Genomic DNA, 18679 nt, shown 5'->3' with positions numbered 1-18679 from the left:
GATGCCGATCTCGTGTCCAACCTAGCTTAACACTTAACATGCTGGAATAAGGCTTAGCAAGCAAGCCGAAGTAATATTTAATATTTTGAAATGTAACAAACGATGAAAATTTCTGTAACCGGAAACCATTCTTCTTAGTGGTAACGTCGCCATAATTAATGCCATCACATGCTTAGGCTCGACAACTCGATCAAGTGCGGATTTAATGTGGCAAAAATCCTTGAACGCCAAAAAATGAGCGAAGGCATACAATAAAGATCTGCAGTGCTCTTTACCCTAAAAATATTAAAGCTTGTTGCGTGTGCGCCGGCTTTATCAACAAGCCTGTTATTACCGCAGACCTGATTTCACGAAATATTCAGACCGTTAAATGCATCAAGCCAGTGCTTCGGTCCGCACAAGTAGGCTTTCCCAAATCGTTGCGATGGCATCTGTACTAAAAGAAGCTGCACGTTCCCAGGACTTGACTCGCAACGCCATGTTTCTTGAGGTATCGAAAGATCTCGCAAAAGAAAGAAATTGTGACACGTAATCATCTTGCGGTACAGCCAGATTCCGCAAGCCTGGTCCAAGTACCGCAAGCGATCCGTAGGAATCAGTAGTAATTGGCACTAATCCCCGAGCCATGCCCTCCAGTACGCCGATTCCAAAGGCTTCTGTCCAGCTGCTAGTCGATTTACTCGGCTGTGCAATGATGGAACAAGTATCGATAATACGAGCCATTTCGGATCGAGAGGAAACATGGCCATAGCAACGGGTATTTGGTAATTCCGCATTGAGGACCGTATCGACCATCGGTCCTGACCCCACGAAATGGAACTGGAAGTCTGGTAGTTTAGTAGCTAATTTGATTAGGTCTTCTATGCCTTTTTCTGCTACCATGCGGCCGACATAAACTACATTCCTTGACCAGCCCTTCGTCATTAATTCATCGTGAGTTATAATCCAAGATTCATCAATGCTGTGTCCTACGATTGTGCATTCCGGCCAGTTCGGATAATGGTAGCGAATCGAATCAGCTGTCGCTTGGCTAACACAAAAAATTCCCTTGGCCATAGATGGGACTAGATGCCGCCAGATTTTGCAAGTAAGTCCGAAGTACTTCGGCTTCGGGCTAGTTGCCAATGGAGACCACGTTGGCCAGGAATTATGCATATAGACATGGTGGCGAGCTAAAAAAGGGCAGAGTAGAACTATGCGAATATCATATGGGGCGATGCCAAGAATAATTATTGAACGCTTCATGAGAGGAAGACGCAATAACAACCATAAGAAGCGTGCCGCTAATTTCATTTCACTACTTATACGTTGAACATCAAATTTCACTAAGCTAGCTAAAATTGGCCTCAAAATAGAAAACTGGTGGTACTCTAAATTTTTCTTACGACGTTCTGCCAACCTCTCCAAACCAGCGAGATGGTTTTTTATCTGCCGATCCTGAATAGCAATTATTTGCATTTAATTATTCCAAGTCAGGATTGATATTTTTCCACTTTTTAGTGTCATTGTTACCTCTTTACCTTCATTAAAACCCAGTGCTCGAAGACATGCTCCGGTTCCAGCTTTTTTATTTTACCCAGCAATCGTGGACACCGATCTAAGCGATCATTCGGGCCTCGAAGGCCTCCGGGCTCTTTCACAACCAGAACCCCAGGTCGCTAATCCGCTGCACGAGGTGCTGCGCCAAGGCGCCCGTGACTTGATCGCCAAGGCCGTCGAGGCCGAGCTGACCAGCTTGCTGGCGCAGTATGCCGATCAGCGGCTCGACGATGGACGTCAGGCCGTGGTCCGCAACGGCTACCTGCCCGAGCGCACGGTCCAGACCGGGATCGGGGATGTCAGCGCGCAGGTGCTCAAGGTGCGTGATCGCAGCGGCGGTGGCGCTCGCTTCAACAGCCCCCTGCTGCCGCCCTACCTCAAGCGTGCCCGCAGCATCGAGGAGCTGATCCCCTGGCTCTACCTGAAGGGATCTCCACCGGCGACTACCAAGAGGCCCAGGCGGCGCTGCTGGGCGACCAGGCCAAGGGGCTGTCAGCCAACACGGTGTCACGGCTCAAGAAGCAGTGGGAAGACGAGCATGCCGAGTGGCGGCAGCGGGACCTGTCAGACCGTCGCTACGTCTATTGGTGGGCCGACGGGGTGTACAGCAACGTGCGCCTGGATGACCGCCTGTGCCTGTTGGTGATCATATCGGGGTAACCGAGCAGGGCCACAAGGAACTGGTGGCCGTCGAGGACGGCTTCCGCGAGTCGGCGGCCAGTTGGGAGACGCTGATGACGGGCCTGCGTGGGCGTGGCCTGACCACGGCCCCCAAGCTGGCAGTGGGCGACGGTGCCATGGGGTTCTGGGCGGCTCTGAGTAAGATTTACCCGGAGACGGACCACCAGCGCTGCTGGGTCCACAAGACTGCTAACGTACTGAGTAAGCTGCCGAAATCGGTGCAGCCCAGGGTGAAGGCCGACCTCCATGACATCTGGATGGCCGAGACCCGCGACGAGGCGCACAAGGCCTTCGATCGCACCCTGAAACGCTTCTAGGCCAAGTATCCCAACGCAATGGGGTGCCTGGCCAAGGATCGGGACGAGCAGCTGGCGTTCTATGACTATCCGGCAGAGTACTGGGTGCATATCCGCACCACCAACCCGATCGAGTCGACCTTCGCCACGGTTCGCCTGCGGAGCAAGCGGAGCCGGAACCGCGGGTCCCTGGCGATGGTCTTCAAGCTGCTCCAAAGCGCCGAGAAGCGCATCAAGGGGTTCAGCAAGCTGGAGCTGGTCGTGAACAACGACCGGTTTCAAGATGGGGAGCAGGTAATCGATCAGTCAGACAGGACTGCCGCCTGACTGCCATCCACCAGATTTGACTATAACTCTCGTATCTTGCTTATGCAACTTAATGACTACGCCTCTGCCCCGGATAAATTACGAAAGAAGCTACTTGTCCGCCAGCTAAAAATGATTTCTATAGCCCATTTGATCCTCTGGACTCTACATGCGCCGGCTAAACGAGCACCCACTATTGTTAGTCAAATTCATAGGCACTCACTCTGGTTGTTTATTCTTCACCTACCAACAACTCAGCAAAGAATATCGAACCGACAATCGATTATAATCGCGCTCCTCTTAAATTAAAGATTTTTACAATTATTATGACTGCATCTCAACAAGGAACTGGTCATCTTGGCGCGTCAATTTCTAAACAAAATAGTCAGAATCTTCAAAATAGCTACCTAATTTATCTTTTTTTGAAATTATAGGAAAGCTTCCTTTTTCAATTGGCCAATCGATGTTTAAAAATTGATCATTCCAAAATATACACCTTTCGCTCTCAGGGGCATAAAAATCTGTACACTTGTAAATAAAATCCGCAGTATCGCTGGTTACATAGAAACCGTGTGCAAAGCCAGGAGGCACCCATAGCTGGTGCTGATTCTCTTCGGATAGAAACTCCCCAACCCACAAGCCGAAAGTGGGCGAGCTTTTACGAAGGTCCACCGCAACGTCAAACACCTCGCCACTGGTGACTCGCACCAGCTTTCCCTGAGGGGCTTTGATCTGGTAGTGCAAACCGCGCAAAGTGTGCTGAACCGAGCGACTGTGGTTGTCCTGCACGAAGGTGGCGTCGATACCGGCCTCGGCAAAGGTGCGGGCGTTCCAAGTCTCCATGAAGAAGCCGCGCGAGTCTCCGAACACCCTAGGCTTGATCAGCTTAACGTCAGGGATACGAGTATCAATCACGTCCATGGAATGTCTCAAGCCCCCTGCTCGACTAGCTGTTTGAGGTAGGCCCCATAGCTATTCTTCTTCAGCTCGTCGGCTTGTGCCAGCAACGCCTCGCGAGTTATATACCCCATTCGGTAGGCCACTTCTTCCAGGCAGGCTACTTTCAGGCCTTGGCGCTTCTCCAAGGTTTCGATGAAGCCCGAAGCTTCGTGCAGTGAATCGAAGGTACCGGTGTCCAGCCAGGCATAGCCGCGGCCTAGCAGTTCAACGTTGAGGTCACCCCGCTCAAGATAAGCCTGGTTGACGCTTGTGATCTCTAACTCGCCACGATGAGAAGGCTCTACTTGCTTGGCGATTTCGACCACGTCATTGTCATAGAAGTAGAGACCCGTCACCGCGTAAGGGGATTTGGGTGTATCCGGCTTCTCCTCGATTGAAAGGGCACGCTGGTTCTCATCGAACTCCACCACGCCGAAACGTTCTGGATCGGTAACCCGGTAGCCGAACACCGTAGCGCCGCTCTTCCTAGCGTTGGCGGCCTGCAGTTGCTTGGAAAGTCCGGGACCATGGTAGATGTTGTCGCCCAGCACCAGACAGACCGATTCGTCACCAATAAAATGCTCACCGATGAGAAAAGCCTGGGCGAGGCCATCAGGGCTGGGCTGAACGGCGTAGCTCAGCGCGATGCCGAATTGACTCCCATCACCGAGCAGACGTTGGAAGCCCTCCTGATCCTCGGGTGTGGTGATGATCAGAATTTCCTGAATGCCCGCCAGCATTAGCACCGATAGCGGGTAGTAGATCATCGGCTTGTCGTAGATGGGCAATAGCTGCTTGGAGATGCCTTTAGTTATGGGATAAAGGCGCGTGCCAGAACCGCCGGCCAGTACAATGCCTTTGCGTGCCATGTCGGGTCCTTGTTTACCAATGAGTTTCGCGGAGTACGCGGGCGACGCCATCCTGCCAGTGAGGCATGGTCAGGTCGAAAGTGCGTTCGAGCTTCGACGTGTCGAGCCGAGAGTTGAGTGGGCGCGCGGCGGGAGTAGGCCAGGCGCTGGTGGGAACCGCCTCAATGCGCTCGGCTTTGGCCTGTGTTGCAATGCCCTGCTCTTGCAAGTATTCGGCTATGAAGGTGGCATATCCGCACCAGGTTGTTGTCCTGCTTGCCGCCAGGTGATAGAGCCCTTCTCGTAGCGGGTCGCGATAGGCCTTGGGCATGGCCAAGGCAGTGACGTCCGCGATCAGCTCGGCGCCAGTGGGGGCACCGAACTGATCGTCGACAACTTGCAAAGCATCGCGCTCTCGTATCAATTGCGACATGGTGGCAAGGAAGTTATGACCCCGTGCGGCATAGACCCAGCTAGTACGAAAGATTAGGTGCCGGCAGCCACTATCTTGGATGTAGCGCTCACCCGCGAGCTTGCTGGCCCCGTAGTGGTTCAGCGGAGAGGGGAGATCGACTTCTTTCCAAGGGGCGTTACCGCTTCCATCGAACACGTAGTCGGTTGAGTAGTGCACCAAGAAGGCATTTAAGACTTTCGCTTCTTCCGAAAGCACCCGGGGAGCATCAGCATTGAGCGTTGTCGCCAAGTCGTGTTCCTCCTCGGCACTGTCCACTGCCGTGTAGGCGGCGGCATTGACGATCACCTGGGGCTTGATCACGCGTAACGTGGCACGAAGTCCTTCGAGATCCGCGACATCACCAATAAGGCCATTGTGACCATGGCGATCAAGGGCGATGATATTACCCAGTGGCGCGAGAGCTCGCTGCAGCTCCCATCCTACTTGCCCGTTCTTACCTAGGAGAAGAATCCTCATAGCGTGCTCCCAGTGCACAATCGATCGCGCGGTAACTACGAGACTGAACCCTGATGGTCCAGCTCCAAAGTTGGTTATCAAAATAATACTGCATCGTATTTCTATTGAAGGAGTCGAAAGTCGTCATGGAGTTCGAAACAGGTACTTATCCAGAAAGGCACTATTAGATGTGAGTGGCTCCATTAACTGGACTCTTCTTTAAAAGAAAAAAGACAACACATCTAATTTCACTTTTAAAAGCGTAACTAGCATAACATAGCAACAGAGTCCAATAAGCTGCCATCAAGATGCTTAATGACTCACCCCACAAGGTGAAAATAGTGGCTCCAAAAACGCAAGAAAGAGTAAGGGAATAAAGCAACAACCTAGGAATACGTTTCCAAAGATATATAGAAAACTCAGTTCTAAGCAGGAAAAACACCCAAAAGGAAAAGCAAGTGGTTGCTGCCGCTCCTGAAGCACCAAAGTGCGGGATCAACAGCCAGTTACCTAGCAGATTTATTGCCAAACTCAAGACCGCGGCCACCATAGCGAAGCTGCTACGCTTGGAAATCCCAATGCCCACTACCGTAGTTTCAGACAGAGTATAAAGTAATGGAAAGCCTAAGCAGGATACAACGATCCACTGTACTGCAGTGTATTTCGGCGGAAGGAAAAAAGTAACAAGCCAAGAAAGAAGCCCTGCCAAGCAGAATGCTAGGACAACAAGAGCCAACATATATCTAATTACTTTATTAACATTCTCTAAACCTTCGCCTTTGCTTGCCCATTTATAAACGGTAGGTGCCCAGACGGTGGAAAACACACTTTGCAGAATAGTGGCTGCAGCAGCAAAACTGACAGCTACCGAGTACAAACCAAGCTCTTCAAAACTTGCAAGAGTACGCAAAAATATTTTATCTATTGCAGTGAGACCCCAGAAAGCTATACCACCTATAATAAGCGGAAAACCAAATCGAAGCATATGCTTTAGAAGCTGAATATTAAGCGGCGCCGTAACACTGGCTAACCATTCACGTCGCGTATTATACGCAAACACCACAGATACAAAAACAAGAGCTGATGTGTTAGCGATCACAAGGTTTGTTAGCGACTTTTCAGCGTCAATCAACACATACGCACCAATCACCACTAACATTAAAAGCTTCGGTAGAACTTGACTCATCGAAAAAGCAATACCCTGCTCGTTCATTCTCAACACTAGCGATAGGAAACGAGAGACAAATGCCGCAAGCAAAGCAATTGCTCCCAGTAGGCTGAGATGTTTCTTTGGAATCTCAAATAACAAATCTGCCAAGGCATCACCAAACATTAGTACAGTCAGCAATGTGATTGTCAGCAGGGTAAGCCCAGGAAGAAAAGCAACTTTCAACAATGATGATTTTTCGGAGACTTCATGAAACTCACGTACATATGCTTGATCAAGACCAAGACTAAAAAATAGTGTACTAAATCCGATAGCTACCTGAAGCATAGACATTCTTCCCACATCTTCTTGGGAGAAAAACCAGGTAATAATCGGAAGTGTGATAAAACCTAGCAGAGCGGCGCCTAAAGGGCCTATTGTGAAAGCAGCAATTTTTTTAGGGGTCACTGGTAGAACTCAAAGATTGCGTCGATCACTTGCTGCTGAACTTCCTGCTCTATCCCAAACCACAAGGGCAATCTTACCAAGCGCTCACTTTCAGTAGTGGTAAAGTGATCTGTTCCATAAAAACGGCCATGGTCGCTTCCAGCTTTGGCCGTGTGCAACGGTACATAATGAAACACTGCCAAGATATCTCGATGCCTCAAATGCTCTAACAAAGCCGTACGCTCTTCCATGTCTACTGTTTTCAGATAGAACATATGTGCATTATGAGCACAGTCAGAAGGAATTGACGCTAGCTCTATGCAGCCTTCATTGACCAGCGGCCGGAGTTTATTATCATAGAATCTCCAAGCAGCGAGCCGCGCCTCGTTGATCTTCTTCGCGCTCTCAAGCTGCCCCCAAAGATAGGCAGCCTGTAACTCACTGGGAAGATGGCTGCTGCCAACGTCTACCCACTGGTATTTATCTACCATACCGCGGAAGAACTGGCTGCGGTTCGTGCCTTTTTCCCGAATGATCTCGGCACGCTCGACAAACCGCTCATCATTGATGATGATGAGGCCCCCTTCCCCACCACTGGTATAGTTCTTCGTCTCGTGAAAGCTGAATGCTCCCATATGACCGATGGTGCCTAATGCCCGGCCTTTATAATGACTCATCATGCCTTGGGCTGCGTCTTCAATTACATACAGCTTATGGCGATTTGCTATTGACATGATGGCATCCATCTCACAGCTGACTCCCGCATAGTGCACGGGAACTATGGCACGGGTTTTATCCGTGACTGCCGCCTCAATCAGACATTCATCGATATTCATAGTATCAGGACGAATATCTACAAAAACAATTTTGGCTCCTCTCAAAACGAAGGCATTAGCCGTACTAACGAAAGTGTAGCTGGGCATGATGACTTCATCACCAGGCTCTATGTTGATCAATACAGCAGCCATCTCCAGTGCAGCTGTGCAGGATGGCGTCAGAAGAGCTTTCCTGGCAGGCAGGTTTGCTTCGAACCAAGCTTGGCATTTCTTGCCGAATTGGCCATCGCCAGATAGCTTGTTACTTTTTAGCGCCTGTTTGATGTACTGCTCTTCATCACCCGTAGAGGGTGGCATATTAAATGGAATCATTCACGCTGCTCTTTGAGAAATTGCGCTTCCAATTCGAGTAAATCTTTTTTGCGATCTTTAATTCTACGGGCGGGGTTGCCTGCGTAAATTCCCCAAGGCTGAGTACTTTTATTCACTAGCGTCATGGCTCCAACTGAGCAGCCTTCACCGATCGTCACACCAGGAAAAACAATTGATGCCGAGCCTATAATTACTTGCCTTTCTATAATCACTTCAGCCAGATATTCGTTTTTAAACTTCTTAGGAATTAAAGAATTTACCATTGCGCTACCGCTATAATCATCAGACTGAGCAAAAACCTTAACACCATAAGCCAACGTGCAGAAATCGGAGAGCGTGATACCAGGAGAGCCACCAGCAATCAGGCACATTGGGGTAATGTGGCAATATTTCCCAATCGTGACTTTTCCAGACACAACACAAAAATCGTCAATACGTGAGTAATCCCCAAGCTCGATTGCTTCAGGGTTATAGATGCTCGCCTTATCGCTGACCTTCACTTTTCTGCCTACTGCCTTGAACCCCATGGCCTGTAGAGCTTCTTTTGTCAGATAAGCCATTCTACCCCTCAAAAATATCTAAGAACTGCTTGACCAGAGTCGTTTTTGAAAAGTATGAATGAACAATGCTAGCATTTTTTTGCGCCTCAACATCGCCCAGTGCCTGCAGACTTAAATCTTCAACATCATTCAGCTTGATTCCCAAATCAACCAGAAATCGCCAATGACTCACATCACTCCGCATAAAAACAGTCTTGCCCATGCCCAAAAGCGTGATGGTATTTCCCATAGCCTGCTGACGCCGATGATTAAATACCGCGACATCTATGCTTTGCAAAAAACTAAGATACTGTTCAAAGCGCATAAATTCAGTCATCGGCACTAGCTTTTCACCAAACCACGCTTTTCCCTTAGCAATAATTTTCTTTGCATGCCCCTGATCACCGTATGAGAGAGGAACAAATATTAAAATGTTCTTGTCTTTAAAGGGAAGCAGTCGCTCCAAAGCTTCAATGTGGTTATTGCTGGGATCTGCTGAATTTCCGACAAGAATAGTTAGGGGCCCATTATTCCTTTTTTTTTCGTTGTTTATAGCGATCATAGAGGGATCAAAAACGTTGCTTGGATACATTATACATTCATGATGTATTCCTTTTGCCCCATACCACTGGCGAGCCAGCTCAACATCACCTTCAATATAGGTTACCAAATGCCCAATACGACTGATAACAAAGTGACGTAAGGTTTCATTCACCCGTGAGCGCCAAGTCTTTGTAGCATTTTTATATTGGTAGAGATCACCTCCCCAAATAACCCAGTAACATTTCGGCAACAGCCACGGGCATAGTGCGAGCAATAGGACAAGCCTGATATTGAACAACCCATGAAGCATCACCTTGCGTGCAGCATGTAGTTGCAGCACTAGAATTATATATGCTTTAATCTTTTTAAAGTGACTGCCTCGACAAAGATAGACATTCTTTTTACTTTCAATTTTGTGCACTTCCGATACACCGCCCAGCCAAAACCGATGACTCTCTTTTTTAAAATTCTCCTCAACAAGCCTTATGAATGGCGGAATAAATTTATCTAAGCCAGCCACATGTAAAATCACAACATCACCGCTCAATTTTTACCATTCACTATCACACTAAAATACCAACTAAAACCATACTTTACATATATCATTTTTTCTTAATTTCTCTTGACAACCAGAAATATTATATCTTCTCAAGCAGGTTGTTTTCAGCCCTAGCGTTTCGCATTTGTTTTCGTGAACTTGGTTATCTCCAGCAGGCTAATGTGTACCATTAGACCTCCCTGGCGTTGAATCGGTCAGAGCACGGTGGCACAGATTCTCAAGTGGAAGCGGCTAACAAAATCGGCTGGCTGTCCTGCTGTCCTGTCAGGGACAAGGCCCGACAACTGCTATGAGAAGCACTGTGTACCCGAGCATCTCCTTGACTTGGATACCAAGAAGCAGGGACGCCCGGGAGGATCGCTTGGTCGGCTGCCACCAGCAGAACCAACTTAGCGCAGGTTAGGAGTATGTACATGCCGGCATCGACGACCACTCGCGACCTGAATTCAATCGAACTCACCCGGCTGAGAAAATTTAGTGTGATTGCTCCCTTGCTTACAAGCAAGGCGCTACGGAAGCGGGCCTCCTCGGTCACACGCTCGTTCGGGAGAGCCAAGAAAGCTCCTGATTACCTTGCCTTCCTCAGTTCAACTGACACCGGGGATGCCAGTCTTTAATAACACCCTTGTGTCAGCCGACTGGATCTTTCCATGAAAAATCTGGTGAGGCGATATAGCTAAGCTTTACCTCTCAAACCATGCCCAAGCGCTCGCGCTGATAGCTACCGTCCTGCACTCGATGGCTCCATTCCAGATTATCCAGATACCACTGCACCGTCTTGCGGATGCCTGACTCGAAGGTTTCTTCTGGTCGCCAGCCCAGTTCACGCTCGATCTTGCCGGCGTCGATGGCGTAGCGAAGATCGTGACCAGGGCGGTCGGAAACGAAGGTGATCAGGTCACGGTAAGGGGTAGCGGCAGGGGCAAGTTCCTGCAGCAGATCACAGATGGTCTGGACCACCTCGATGTTCTGCTTTTCGTTGTGCCCGCCGATGTTGTAGGTCTCCCCTACCTTTCCCTCCGTAGCCACCTTGTAGAGCGCCCGGGCGTGGTCTTCCACGTGGAGCCAGTCACGGACCTGCTCTCCCCTGCCGTAGACCGGCAACGCTTTGCCTTCCAGGGCGTTGAGGATCACCAACGGGATCAGTTTCTCGGGAAAGTGGTAGGGACCGTAGTTGTTAGAACAGTTGGTGACCAGGGTGGGCAAGCCGTAGGTGCGCTGCCAGGCGCGCACCAGGTGATCCGAGCTGGCCTTGCTGGCGGAGTATGGCGAGCTGGGAGCGTAGGGCGTCTGCTCGGTGAACAGCCCTTCCGGCCCTTCAAGGTCGCCGTAGACTTCGTCAGTGGAGATATGGTGGAAACGGAAAGCTCTGCGTTCCTCGGGTGCCAGGCTCTGCCAGTAGGCCCGTGCCACTTCCAAGAGTGTGTAGGTACCGACGATGTTGGTCTCGATGAAGGCTGCCGGACCGTCGATGGATCGGTCTACGTGGCTCTCGGCGGCCAGGTGCATCACCGCATCCGGCTGGTGCTCAGCGAACACGCGTTCCAGCTCGTCCCGATGGCAGATGTCCACCTGCTCGAAGGCGTAACGCGGGCTGTCGGCGACCTCGCCTAAGGATTCCAGGTTGCCAGCGTAGGTCAGCTTGTCGACATTAACCACGCTGTCGTCAGTGTTGGCGATTATATAGCGAATCACGGCCGAGCCGATGAAGCCCGCGCCGCCGGTGATGAGCAATTTCATGAGCTAAGTATCGAATCCGGGGTTAGGTATTTCGTGGTGGCTTGTGCTGTTGGTTGGGCGTGCGGCGATGCCATGGTCGTGTTCTTTGAGATGCCAGTCACATTACGCTCTGGGGCAATCTTAATTGCAATAGTTGTCGGGTCCCGCATGATTGATAACACGTTTCTGAAATAACTCCGGCCGCTTCGTCTGCCTGTCTTTCATCGCTGAAATGGGCGGTTGATGATCCAGTGCCTTCTGCGGGATGTGGTGGTTGTACAACCAACAGTAGCGTTTCAGCGTCTGTTCCAGGTCTTCACCGGATTCATACCGCCGGGTCGCCAGCACGTCGCTGATGCGGCCGTTGAAGCGCTCGACCATCCCATTGGTCTGTGGCCGCCCTGGCTTGATAAGTCGATGTTGGATGCCATGCGCTTGGCATTACCGATCGAAGGGGTGACGATCACTCGGTTGCCGCTCTCCCGCCCGTGTGAAGCGATCGGTGAATGATTTCCCATAGTACCTTCTCGACCTTGAACGGCGCTTTCTCAACCAAGCGCTTCATGAAGGATCGAGCATCCTCGGCAGACTGGCTGTGCCGCACTTCCAGGTACACCCAGCGGGTCGCACGGTGGATAGTCACGTACAAGTATCGCTTCTGCTGCTCGTCGGGCATCTGCGGCAAGTGCTTGATATCGACATGGACGAAGCCAAGGGCATAGGCTCGGAATCGCTTATGTGCCGGCTCCTCGCTGCCACCCGCGTCCTGTCGGGCAAGCTCCGCCAAGGTTGGGACTTCGCGTCGCCTCAGCATGCGGTGCAGGCCTGATCGGGACAGCTGGGGATTCAGGAACTCACGAGCGACCACCAGCAAGTCATCTAGGCCTAGACGTAGGAATTCGCGGGCCGCGATGAGCACGGCTTCCTGGTCAGCCGTCAGCGTAGCCAGCAGGTTGTGCCGGGTATGCGAGCGGTCCTGAGCGTCATCCCGGTACCGCCAGCGGCGAATGGTCGAGTCGGAAACGCCGTAACGGCGTGCCAGCTCGCTATCGCTGATGCTGGAAGGCGCTGCCTGGATCTCGGCGCGGATCTTCGGTGTCGTGGTCGCCTGGTTATGTAGCTTGATGTCCATATCCCTGCTCCCGGATGAACTGCTGCAGAAGCTCTTTGGCGGCCAGCAAAGGATACCTCCTATGGCTCATCTGATCATCCGGGACCTTACAAAAGTGGACGCCGTATGCTCAGTGATTTTTCCAGAATTGGAAGGAAGTCAATATCGCCGGAACTCGTCCAGAACTGAAAACGGCTATCCAGATTTGGAAAATCACCAAGCCGGTCGCGGGCCCAGCATTCCAGAAATGGACGCTTTTGGCAAAAAAATTTCTCCAGAAATGGAACGAATTCAGTATCGCCAGACATCCGTCCAAAACTGAAAAATGCTTACCAATAATGGAATTTATCCATTATCGACGGCGACGTAAGCCCTTATTGTATAGTGTTTGTTTCGATAAGCCGAGGGCTATTGATTAGCCATCGCTCTGAATGTCGTCATCTAGGCTTTGGCGAACTTGCCCAACAAAATGCATGAAAAAAGCTGATATCACCGCAAGCATGCCGCCCAGCACCAGGGCAAGTGCCATAATCAGGCTGCGGCTGGTACCAGTGGTAGCCAGGCTCTGAACGGCAACTTGTTCGATCCGCGCTTCCCGAAGCTGGCTCAGCTGCGACTGCAAGTCGGCCGCGCGTGTCGTGTAGCTCGCCACTAGCTCGCTCGCCGAGCCACTATCGGATTGCTGTACGGTCCCCAGGGCCACCTCGATGCTGTCGAGTTGTTGTTCGAGTACGCTACGGCGCTGTTCGATCCTGTCGTTCTGATCGGATTCGATGCGTCTCAATAGCTCGCCGTGAAGCGATTCGACGAGGGAAGTATTCTCCGGCGGAGTGACGGTGCTCAACCGCACTAGCAGAGTGCCTTCAGGATGGCTCAGCGATACCTGGAAAGGCAGTCCATTCAAGTCGGCTGAGGCCAGAAGCTCACGAGTGGCCGGTCCCAGATAGAGGTTGTCGATCTTGGCCAGCACGCTCTGGGGTGTCTCCAGCGCAGTGCTATAGAGGTCATCGCCGTTCGCCGGCTGCTCGGCCACCTGATAGAGAGAGACGTACTCATAGCTCCGGGGCAGCCACAATGCATAGGCCAGAGCGGCGAGGACGACTACGATGAAGACGGTAGCCATCAACTGCCAACGGACGATCAGGATCTTGGTGAGGTCGACAAGGGAGATCTCGTCATCCCTTGGGTATGGGCGAGGCTCAACGATTGGAGGTTGCTTTTCCATCTAGTGACTCATCTGCTGACACCGCCAGGATCCGGGCGGTGCTCAAAATGTGGTATCAGAGCGGCCCATGTTCGTGGCGTTTGTTATGCTTGGTGCCGTTGAACGAAGGCTCACGTTACAGGGCTAGCGACAACAGTTCATGGTACTCGAGATTTTATCAGCCTTTAGTACCTTGACGCCTCAGCCCCCAAGACGATGTTAGACGAGATCGTCGGACGGAGGGATGTTGCCCGTATTACTGGCAGCAGGCCCTGTTACTTGGCTTACTTGTAGGCGTAGTTGTAGTAACCGTAGCCGTATCTGGTCGCGGCCTTGCGTTCCATGGCGTTGAGGATGGCGCCCTTGACCTGCACGCCGGCCGTCTCGAGGCGACGGTTGGCCACTTGCAGTTCCTTCACCGGGTTCATCTGGAAGCGGGTGACCATCAGGGTGGTGCCGCATTGCTTGCCGATCACGGCGGCGTCGGTCACCGCCAGGATCGGCGGCGTGTCGATGATCACCAGCTCGTAGCGGCGGCTCACTTCCTCCAGGAAGTCGCTGAAGCGCGCCTGCATCAACAGCTCGGATGGGTTGGGAGGGGCACTGCCGCGAGAGATGAAGTCCAGTCCCTCGACTTTGCCCTGGCGCACCACCTCGTCCAGCTCGGCCTTGCCGGAGAGCAGCTCGGAGAGCCCCCCTTCGCTGCGCTCGCCGAAGGCATGATGGAGATGCCCCTTGCGCATGTCGGCATCGACGACCAGGACCTTCTGCCCGCCCTGGGCACAGACGGCCGCCAGGTTGAGGGAGACGAAGCTCTTGCCGATCCCGGGGCTGGGGCCGGTGATCGCCATGCGATTGTCGCTGGCTTCCATCGTGGCGAAATGCAGGCTGGTGCGCAGCCCGCGCAAGGCCTCGATGGCGGTGTCGGCGGGGGCCCGGTCGGCAAGCAGGCCGGCCGCCACGTCGTGGCCATGCTTCTCGTTGCGCCGCTTGACCCGCTTGACCAGCTTACCCTGCTCGTCGGAGAGCGGCACCGTGGCGTAGACGGGGATGCCGACGTCCTCGATCTGCTCGGGGGATTCCACGCCCTTGTTGAGCAGGCCGCGCACCAGCACCAGGCCCACGGAGAGCATGGCGCCGAGCAGGGTCGCGAGCACCACGATCAACGACTTCTTGGGCTCCACGGGGATCGGCTGGACGATCGCCTCGTCCAGGATGCGCACATTGCCCACCGTGCTGGCCCGGGCGATCTTCATCTCCTGGATCTTGTTGAGCAGCTGGACGTAGACCTCCTGGTTGACCTTGACGTCGCGGCTCATGCGCAGTACCTGCTGCTGGGTCTCGGGCAGGTTGTCGACCCGGGCCTCGAGCTGGTCGCGCTCGCGCTGCAGCTGCGCCTTCTTCTCCAGCAGGGCCTCGTAGGTGGGGTGGCTGGTGGTGAAGCGCCGCGAGATCTCGGCCTCGGTGAAGGCCAGCTCGTTGAGCTGCTTCTCCAGCTCGACGATGCGCTCGAGGATCGACTGGGTCTCCAGGGAGAGATCGACGCTGTCCCGCTCCAGCCGGTAGGCGTTGAGCTGGTCCTCGGCGACACGCAGCTGCTCGCGCACCTGGGGGGCCTGCTCCTCGAGGAAGGCCAGGCTCTTCTCGGCCTCGGCGGCCTGTCGCTGAATGTTTTGGGTGAGGTAGACCTCGGTGATGGCATCCAGGGCGCGCGCGGCGCGCTGTGGATCGGTATCGCGCAGCGCCAGGTCGAGCAGGCCGCTGTCCTTGCCCTGCTGGCTGACGCTGAACCGCGAACGCAGGTCATTGATCACCGCCAGGCGCGAGGCCTTGGTCAGGGTGAAGGTGGCGCCCTCCCCGGCCATGAGCTCGGCCACCCGCAGCGTGACCTGTCCATCCAGGAAGGCCTCGTCCGCCCCGACTCGGCCCTCGCCCAGCCGACGGTCGCCCAGGCTCAGCGCATAGCGCTCCTCGCCGAGCACCCGCAGCTCGAACGCCTCGCCCAGGAAGGGCTCACCCACCGCGAAATTGCCGATGTTGATCGTCTCCCCGGCCCAGACGCTCTCATCGGCGAAGCTTGGCCGCTCCATGCCATGGCGGACCAGGAAGTCGCCGACGACCGGCAGCCGGTTCGGGATGACCTGCAGGTCAAGGCGCTCCTGGTCCACGGCGCGCCCCAGCACCATCCGCGAGCGCAGGATGCCCACCTCCGCATCCGCCGACGGCTCCTCACCGAGGATCGATTTCACGTCCTCCAGCGGATTCGACAGCCCGGCCTTCTTCTCGACCTGCACCAGGGCATCGGCCCGGTAGACCGGCGTGGCCAGCAGGGCATAGACGATCCCGCCGATGGCGAACAGCGCGGTGATGCCGATGATCCACCACTTGTGATCGAGGAGCAGGCCGAACAGGCGGCCGAGGTCGATTTCGTCGTCGGCGGGGGCGGCAGAGGGACGTGGCTGAGGATAGCTCTGGGAGGATTCGGTCATAGGGGTACTGTCGAAGTTAAGCGCCGAGCGCCGAGCGCCGAGCCGCCAAGCTGGGGAGTGCTATCTTGAAGGCTCGGTGACGCGTTGTGGGTTGGCAACGATGAAATTTGAGGATTTGCTGGTCTGGAAGCGGTCTGCACGATTATGTGCAGAAGTATTCCAAGCTTTCAGCCAGTCCAGGGAATTCGGCTTCAAGGACCAGATCACTCGATCCGCGTTATCCATCGCCAGCAACATTGCCGAAGGCTACGAGCGTGACAGCGATCGAGACCGAGTCAAGTTTCTCAGCTATGCCAAAGGATCATGCGCCGAACTCAGGGCTCAGATCTATATCGGCATGGAAATCGGATACATCAGCAGGACCGTAGGGCAACGCTGGGCCGCAGAGACCCGCGAAATCTCAAAGATGCTCTATGCGCTGATGTCCAAAATGCGGCGCTGACTTCTTCTGATTCTTGCTGCATTGGCCGCTTGGCCGCTTGGCCGCTTGGCCGCTTGGCCGCTTGCCGCTAAAGCTTGCTGACCCAGGCCGCCGTGGCTTCCTTCAGCAGCTCATGCACGTGCTCGAAGGCTTCGCGGCTCTTGCGGTAGGGGTCGGGGATCTCGCGACCCTTGCCGCCGTCGAGCCAGCGGCCGATGAGCATGGTCTTGCCCAGGGCGGCGGGAGCCAGGTCGGCGACGGCGCGGCGCTGGCCTTCGCTCATCACCAGGATGAGATCGGCCGATTGCAGCATCTCTTGAGTGACCTGGCGGGCCTGGTGGGCGTGGACGTCGAGGCCGTCGGCCTCGGCGAGTTCCCGGGCGGTGGGTTCGACGCCCTGACCCACCAGGGCGCCGAGGCCGGCGGAGGAGATGTCACGCTCGGGCAGGGCCTGCCTGAGCAGGGCCTCAACCACGGGGCTGCGGCAGATGTTGCCGGTGCAGAGTACGAGGATTCGCTGGAACATCAGAGGTCATCCCGCAGGTCGTTGGCGTCGTTGGCCGCGCGGGTCACCTGGTAGACGGCGGTGACGGTGGGCAGCAGCTGGTTGATCACGCGGTTCCAGCGGCCCAGCGGGGTGGTCGTCACGTAGACCACGTCGGTGGGCTCCAGGCGGAACTGGGTGCCCAGCACCATGGCGGCGGCGTTGCGGGCATCCAGCTGGTAGACGGTGGCGAGCTTGTCGTCCCGCTGCAGGTTGCGCCGGAACACGAAGATGCCGCTGGCATCGGCCTGAGCCTCGTTGAAGCTGCCCGCCCGGCTCAGCGCCTCGGTCAGGGTCATGCGGGAACGCCCCATCGGCAGGGCCTGGGGCTCGCCGACCTCGCCCATCACGAAGACCTTCTGGTCGCCCAGGTCGGGCACGTGCAGCACGTCGCCGTCCTTGAGCAGCAGGTCCTGGGAAAGGTTGCCCCGATTGAGCATGTCGTACAGCGAGATGGTGCGGGTCTCGCCGTCCCGAGTCAGCTGCACGCCATGCCAGTTCGCCTCGGGGTTTAGGCCGCCGGTCATGCCGATGGCATCCAGCAGGGTCATGGGCACGTTGGTGATCGGCAGGCGGCCGGGCTCGCGCACCTCGCCGGTGACCAGCACGTCCTGGGAGTTGAAGGCCGCGACCCGCACCTCGACCTGGGGCTCGGCGATGTACTCGGCGAGACGGCGCGAGATGATATGGCGCACCTCGGCGACGGTCTTGCCTTCCACCTGCACCCGCCCGACGTAGGGATAGAAGATGGTGCCGTCCTGGTGCACCGAGTTGCCCGATTCCACGGCGCTGCGCTCGCCGCCGGCCGGGATGGTCAGCTCCGGGTGGTCGTAGACGGTGATATTCAATACGTCGCCCTTGCCGATCCGGTAGTCATAGTCATCCAGGGCGGCACGCTGCTCCTCGCTGAGGCGACGCAGGGCGGCGTCGCTCGGCCCGTTCTCCTGGCTGTTCACCAGCCCCAGGGTGATCGGCTCGACATCCACGAGGTCATCGACCGGGGCGGTTTCCATGTTGTTGGCGAAGTGGCTTCCCGGCGCGAAGGCACAGCCGGCAAGCCCGACCATGACCAGCACGGCGACCAGGAGTTTGACGGGCGTTGAAAGATGCATGCAGGACTGCCTGTAGGTTATTAAGGACTGCTTGATTAGACACGCTACCGCCCCGAGGTATCGTGGCGTATCCCCGAGGCCTGTCGTCGTTCGACGACGCGCAAGTGATTGTCTTGCCGATGGATTGGTTCTGAACAGCCTGGGGATGATACATGACGATTGGATGACTCCACTAGT

General features: G+C 54.6%; 15 protein-coding genes and 2 pseudogenes. 3 read left to right on the top strand and 14 right to left on the bottom strand.

Annotated elements, in window-relative coordinates; genetic code table 11:
- Nucleotides 1–375 precede the first annotated feature (375 nt).
- The gene (locus BEI_RS08360; RefSeq protein ID WP_097789084.1) at nt 376–1458 is read right to left on the bottom strand and encodes a glycosyltransferase family 4 protein; all 1083 of its coding nucleotides are present in this window, start codon (nt 1456–1458) and stop codon (nt 376–378) included.
- 127 nt (nt 1459–1585) lie between these two features.
- Between BEI_RS08360 and BEI_RS08355 the strand changes: the two are divergent.
- A pseudogene (locus tag BEI_RS08355) lies at nt 1586–2843 on the top strand (IS256 family transposase).
- Between the two features lie 351 nt (nt 2844–3194).
- On the opposite strand, the gene rfbC reads toward BEI_RS08355, so the two are convergent.
- From rfbC to BEI_RS08310, 9 genes and pseudogenes are all read right to left on the bottom strand, one after another.
- Complete coding sequence (rfbC, locus tag BEI_RS08350; protein ID WP_097789083.1) at nt 3195–3743, bottom strand: dTDP-4-dehydrorhamnose 3,5-epimerase; 549 nt, start codon at nt 3741–3743, stop codon at nt 3195–3197.
- Nucleotides 3744–3751: 8 nt separating this feature from the next.
- Nucleotides 3752–4630 carry a glucose-1-phosphate thymidylyltransferase RfbA gene (gene rfbA / locus BEI_RS08345; RefSeq protein ID WP_097789082.1) on the bottom strand — a complete coding sequence of 293 codons (879 nt, stop codon included), beginning with the start codon at nt 4628–4630 and terminating at the stop codon, nt 3752–3754.
- A 13-nt stretch (nt 4631–4643) separates the two neighbouring features.
- Nucleotides 4644–5558, bottom strand: a complete 915-nt coding sequence (rfbD, locus tag BEI_RS08340) for a dTDP-4-dehydrorhamnose reductase (RefSeq protein ID WP_227644651.1) — start codon at nt 5556–5558, stop codon at nt 4644–4646.
- A 145-nt stretch (nt 5559–5703) separates the two neighbouring features.
- Complete coding sequence (locus BEI_RS08335) at nt 5704–7134, bottom strand: oligosaccharide flippase family protein (RefSeq protein ID WP_097789080.1); 1431 nt, start codon at nt 7132–7134, stop codon at nt 5704–5706.
- Nucleotides 7131–8261, bottom strand: a complete 1131-nt coding sequence (gene rffA / locus BEI_RS08330; RefSeq protein ID WP_097789079.1) for a dTDP-4-amino-4,6-dideoxygalactose transaminase — start codon at nt 8259–8261, stop codon at nt 7131–7133. The genes BEI_RS08335 and rffA overlap by 4 nt, the downstream gene beginning before the upstream one ends.
- Nucleotides 8258–8821: an acyltransferase gene (locus BEI_RS08325; RefSeq protein WP_097789078.1), complete on the bottom strand. Its 564-nt coding sequence runs from the start codon at nt 8819–8821 to the stop codon at nt 8258–8260. Before BEI_RS08325 ends, rffA begins: the two co-directional genes overlap by 4 nt.
- Before the next feature lies 1 nt (nt 8822).
- Nucleotides 8823–9890: a TDP-N-acetylfucosamine:lipid II N-acetylfucosaminyltransferase family protein gene (locus BEI_RS08320; protein WP_097789077.1), complete on the bottom strand. Its 1068-nt coding sequence runs from the start codon at nt 9888–9890 to the stop codon at nt 8823–8825.
- A gap of 702 nt (nt 9891–10592) precedes the next feature.
- A complete protein-coding gene (rfbB, locus tag BEI_RS08315) occupies nt 10593–11642 on the bottom strand; it encodes a dTDP-glucose 4,6-dehydratase (RefSeq protein ID WP_097789076.1) in 1050 nt (349 codons plus the stop codon).
- Between the two features lie 120 nt (nt 11643–11762).
- Nucleotides 11763–12753 (bottom strand): annotated as a pseudogene (locus tag BEI_RS08310) (integrase core domain-containing protein).
- Between the two features lie 61 nt (nt 12754–12814).
- Between BEI_RS08310 and BEI_RS18970 the strand changes: the two are divergent.
- Nucleotides 12815–13054 carry a hypothetical protein gene (locus BEI_RS18970; RefSeq protein ID WP_153045778.1) on the top strand — a complete coding sequence of 80 codons (240 nt, stop codon included), beginning with the start codon at nt 12815–12817 and terminating at the stop codon, nt 13052–13054.
- Nucleotides 13055–13147: 93 nt separating this feature from the next.
- On the opposite strand, the gene BEI_RS08305 is transcribed toward BEI_RS18970, so the two are convergent.
- Both BEI_RS08305 and BEI_RS08300 read right to left on the bottom strand, forming a co-directional pair.
- Nucleotides 13148–13957, bottom strand: coding sequence for a Wzz/FepE/Etk N-terminal domain-containing protein (locus tag BEI_RS08305; protein ID WP_097789075.1), 810 nt, complete (start codon nt 13955–13957; stop codon nt 13148–13150).
- A 263-nt stretch (nt 13958–14220) separates the two neighbouring features.
- Nucleotides 14221–16425 carry a polysaccharide biosynthesis tyrosine autokinase gene (locus BEI_RS08300; protein WP_097789074.1) on the bottom strand — a complete coding sequence of 735 codons (2205 nt, stop codon included), beginning with the start codon at nt 16423–16425 and terminating at the stop codon, nt 14221–14223.
- Between the two features lie 100 nt (nt 16426–16525).
- On the opposite strand from BEI_RS08300, the gene BEI_RS08295 reads away from it, so the two are divergent.
- On the top strand, nt 16526–16867 hold the full coding sequence (locus BEI_RS08295) for a four helix bundle protein (protein WP_097789073.1): 342 nt from the start codon (nt 16526–16528) through the stop codon (nt 16865–16867).
- Nucleotides 16868–16934: 67 nt separating this feature from the next.
- Here BEI_RS08295 and BEI_RS08290 read toward each other — a convergent pair whose 3' ends face one another.
- Both BEI_RS08290 and BEI_RS08285 read right to left on the bottom strand, forming a co-directional pair.
- Nucleotides 16935–17372, bottom strand: a complete 438-nt coding sequence (locus BEI_RS08290; RefSeq protein WP_097789072.1) for a low molecular weight protein-tyrosine-phosphatase — start codon at nt 17370–17372, stop codon at nt 16935–16937.
- A complete protein-coding gene (locus BEI_RS08285; RefSeq protein ID WP_097789071.1) occupies nt 17372–18502 on the bottom strand; it encodes a polysaccharide export protein in 1131 nt (376 codons plus the stop codon). Before BEI_RS08285 ends, BEI_RS08290 begins: the two co-directional genes overlap by 1 nt.
- Between the last annotated feature and the right edge of the window lie 177 nt (nt 18503–18679).

The sequence above is a fragment of the Halomonas beimenensis genome, from assembly GCF_002549795.1.
Taxonomy (GTDB): domain Bacteria; phylum Pseudomonadota; class Gammaproteobacteria; order Pseudomonadales; family Halomonadaceae; genus Halomonas; species Halomonas beimenensis.
This window is presented reverse-complemented; position numbering and strand designations above follow the sequence as displayed.

Coding starts and splice junctions, on each gene's coding strand:
- BEI_RS08360 (WP_097789084.1), bottom strand. CDS start 1,458: ATGCAAATAATTGCTATTCAGGATCGGCAGATAAAAAACCATCTCGCT.
- rfbC (WP_097789083.1), bottom strand. CDS start 3,743: ATGGACGTGATTGATACTCGTATCCCTGACGTTAAGCTGATCAAGCCT.
- rfbA (WP_097789082.1), bottom strand. CDS start 4,630: ATGGCACGCAAAGGCATTGTACTGGCCGGCGGTTCTGGCACGCGCCTT.
- rffA (WP_097789079.1), bottom strand. CDS start 8,261: ATGATTCCATTTAATATGCCACCCTCTACGGGTGATGAAGAGCAGTAC.
- BEI_RS08325 (WP_097789078.1), bottom strand. CDS start 8,821: ATGGCTTATCTGACAAAAGAAGCTCTACAGGCCATGGGGTTCAAGGCA.
- rfbB (WP_097789076.1), bottom strand. CDS start 11,642: ATGAAATTGCTCATCACCGGCGGCGCGGGCTTCATCGGCTCGGCCGTG.
- BEI_RS18970 (WP_153045778.1), top strand. CDS start 12,815: ATGGCTCATCTGATCATCCGGGACCTTACAAAAGTGGACGCCGTATGC.
- BEI_RS08305 (WP_097789075.1), bottom strand. CDS start 13,957: ATGGAAAAGCAACCTCCAATCGTTGAGCCTCGCCCATACCCAAGGGAT.
- BEI_RS08300 (WP_097789074.1), bottom strand. CDS start 16,425: ATGACCGAATCCTCCCAGAGCTATCCTCAGCCACGTCCCTCTGCCGCC.
- BEI_RS08295 (WP_097789073.1), top strand. CDS start 16,526: ATGAAATTTGAGGATTTGCTGGTCTGGAAGCGGTCTGCACGATTATGT.
- BEI_RS08290 (WP_097789072.1), bottom strand. CDS start 17,372: ATGTTCCAGCGAATCCTCGTACTCTGCACCGGCAACATCTGCCGCAGC.
- BEI_RS08285 (WP_097789071.1), bottom strand. CDS start 18,502: ATGCATCTTTCAACGCCCGTCAAACTCCTGGTCGCCGTGCTGGTCATG.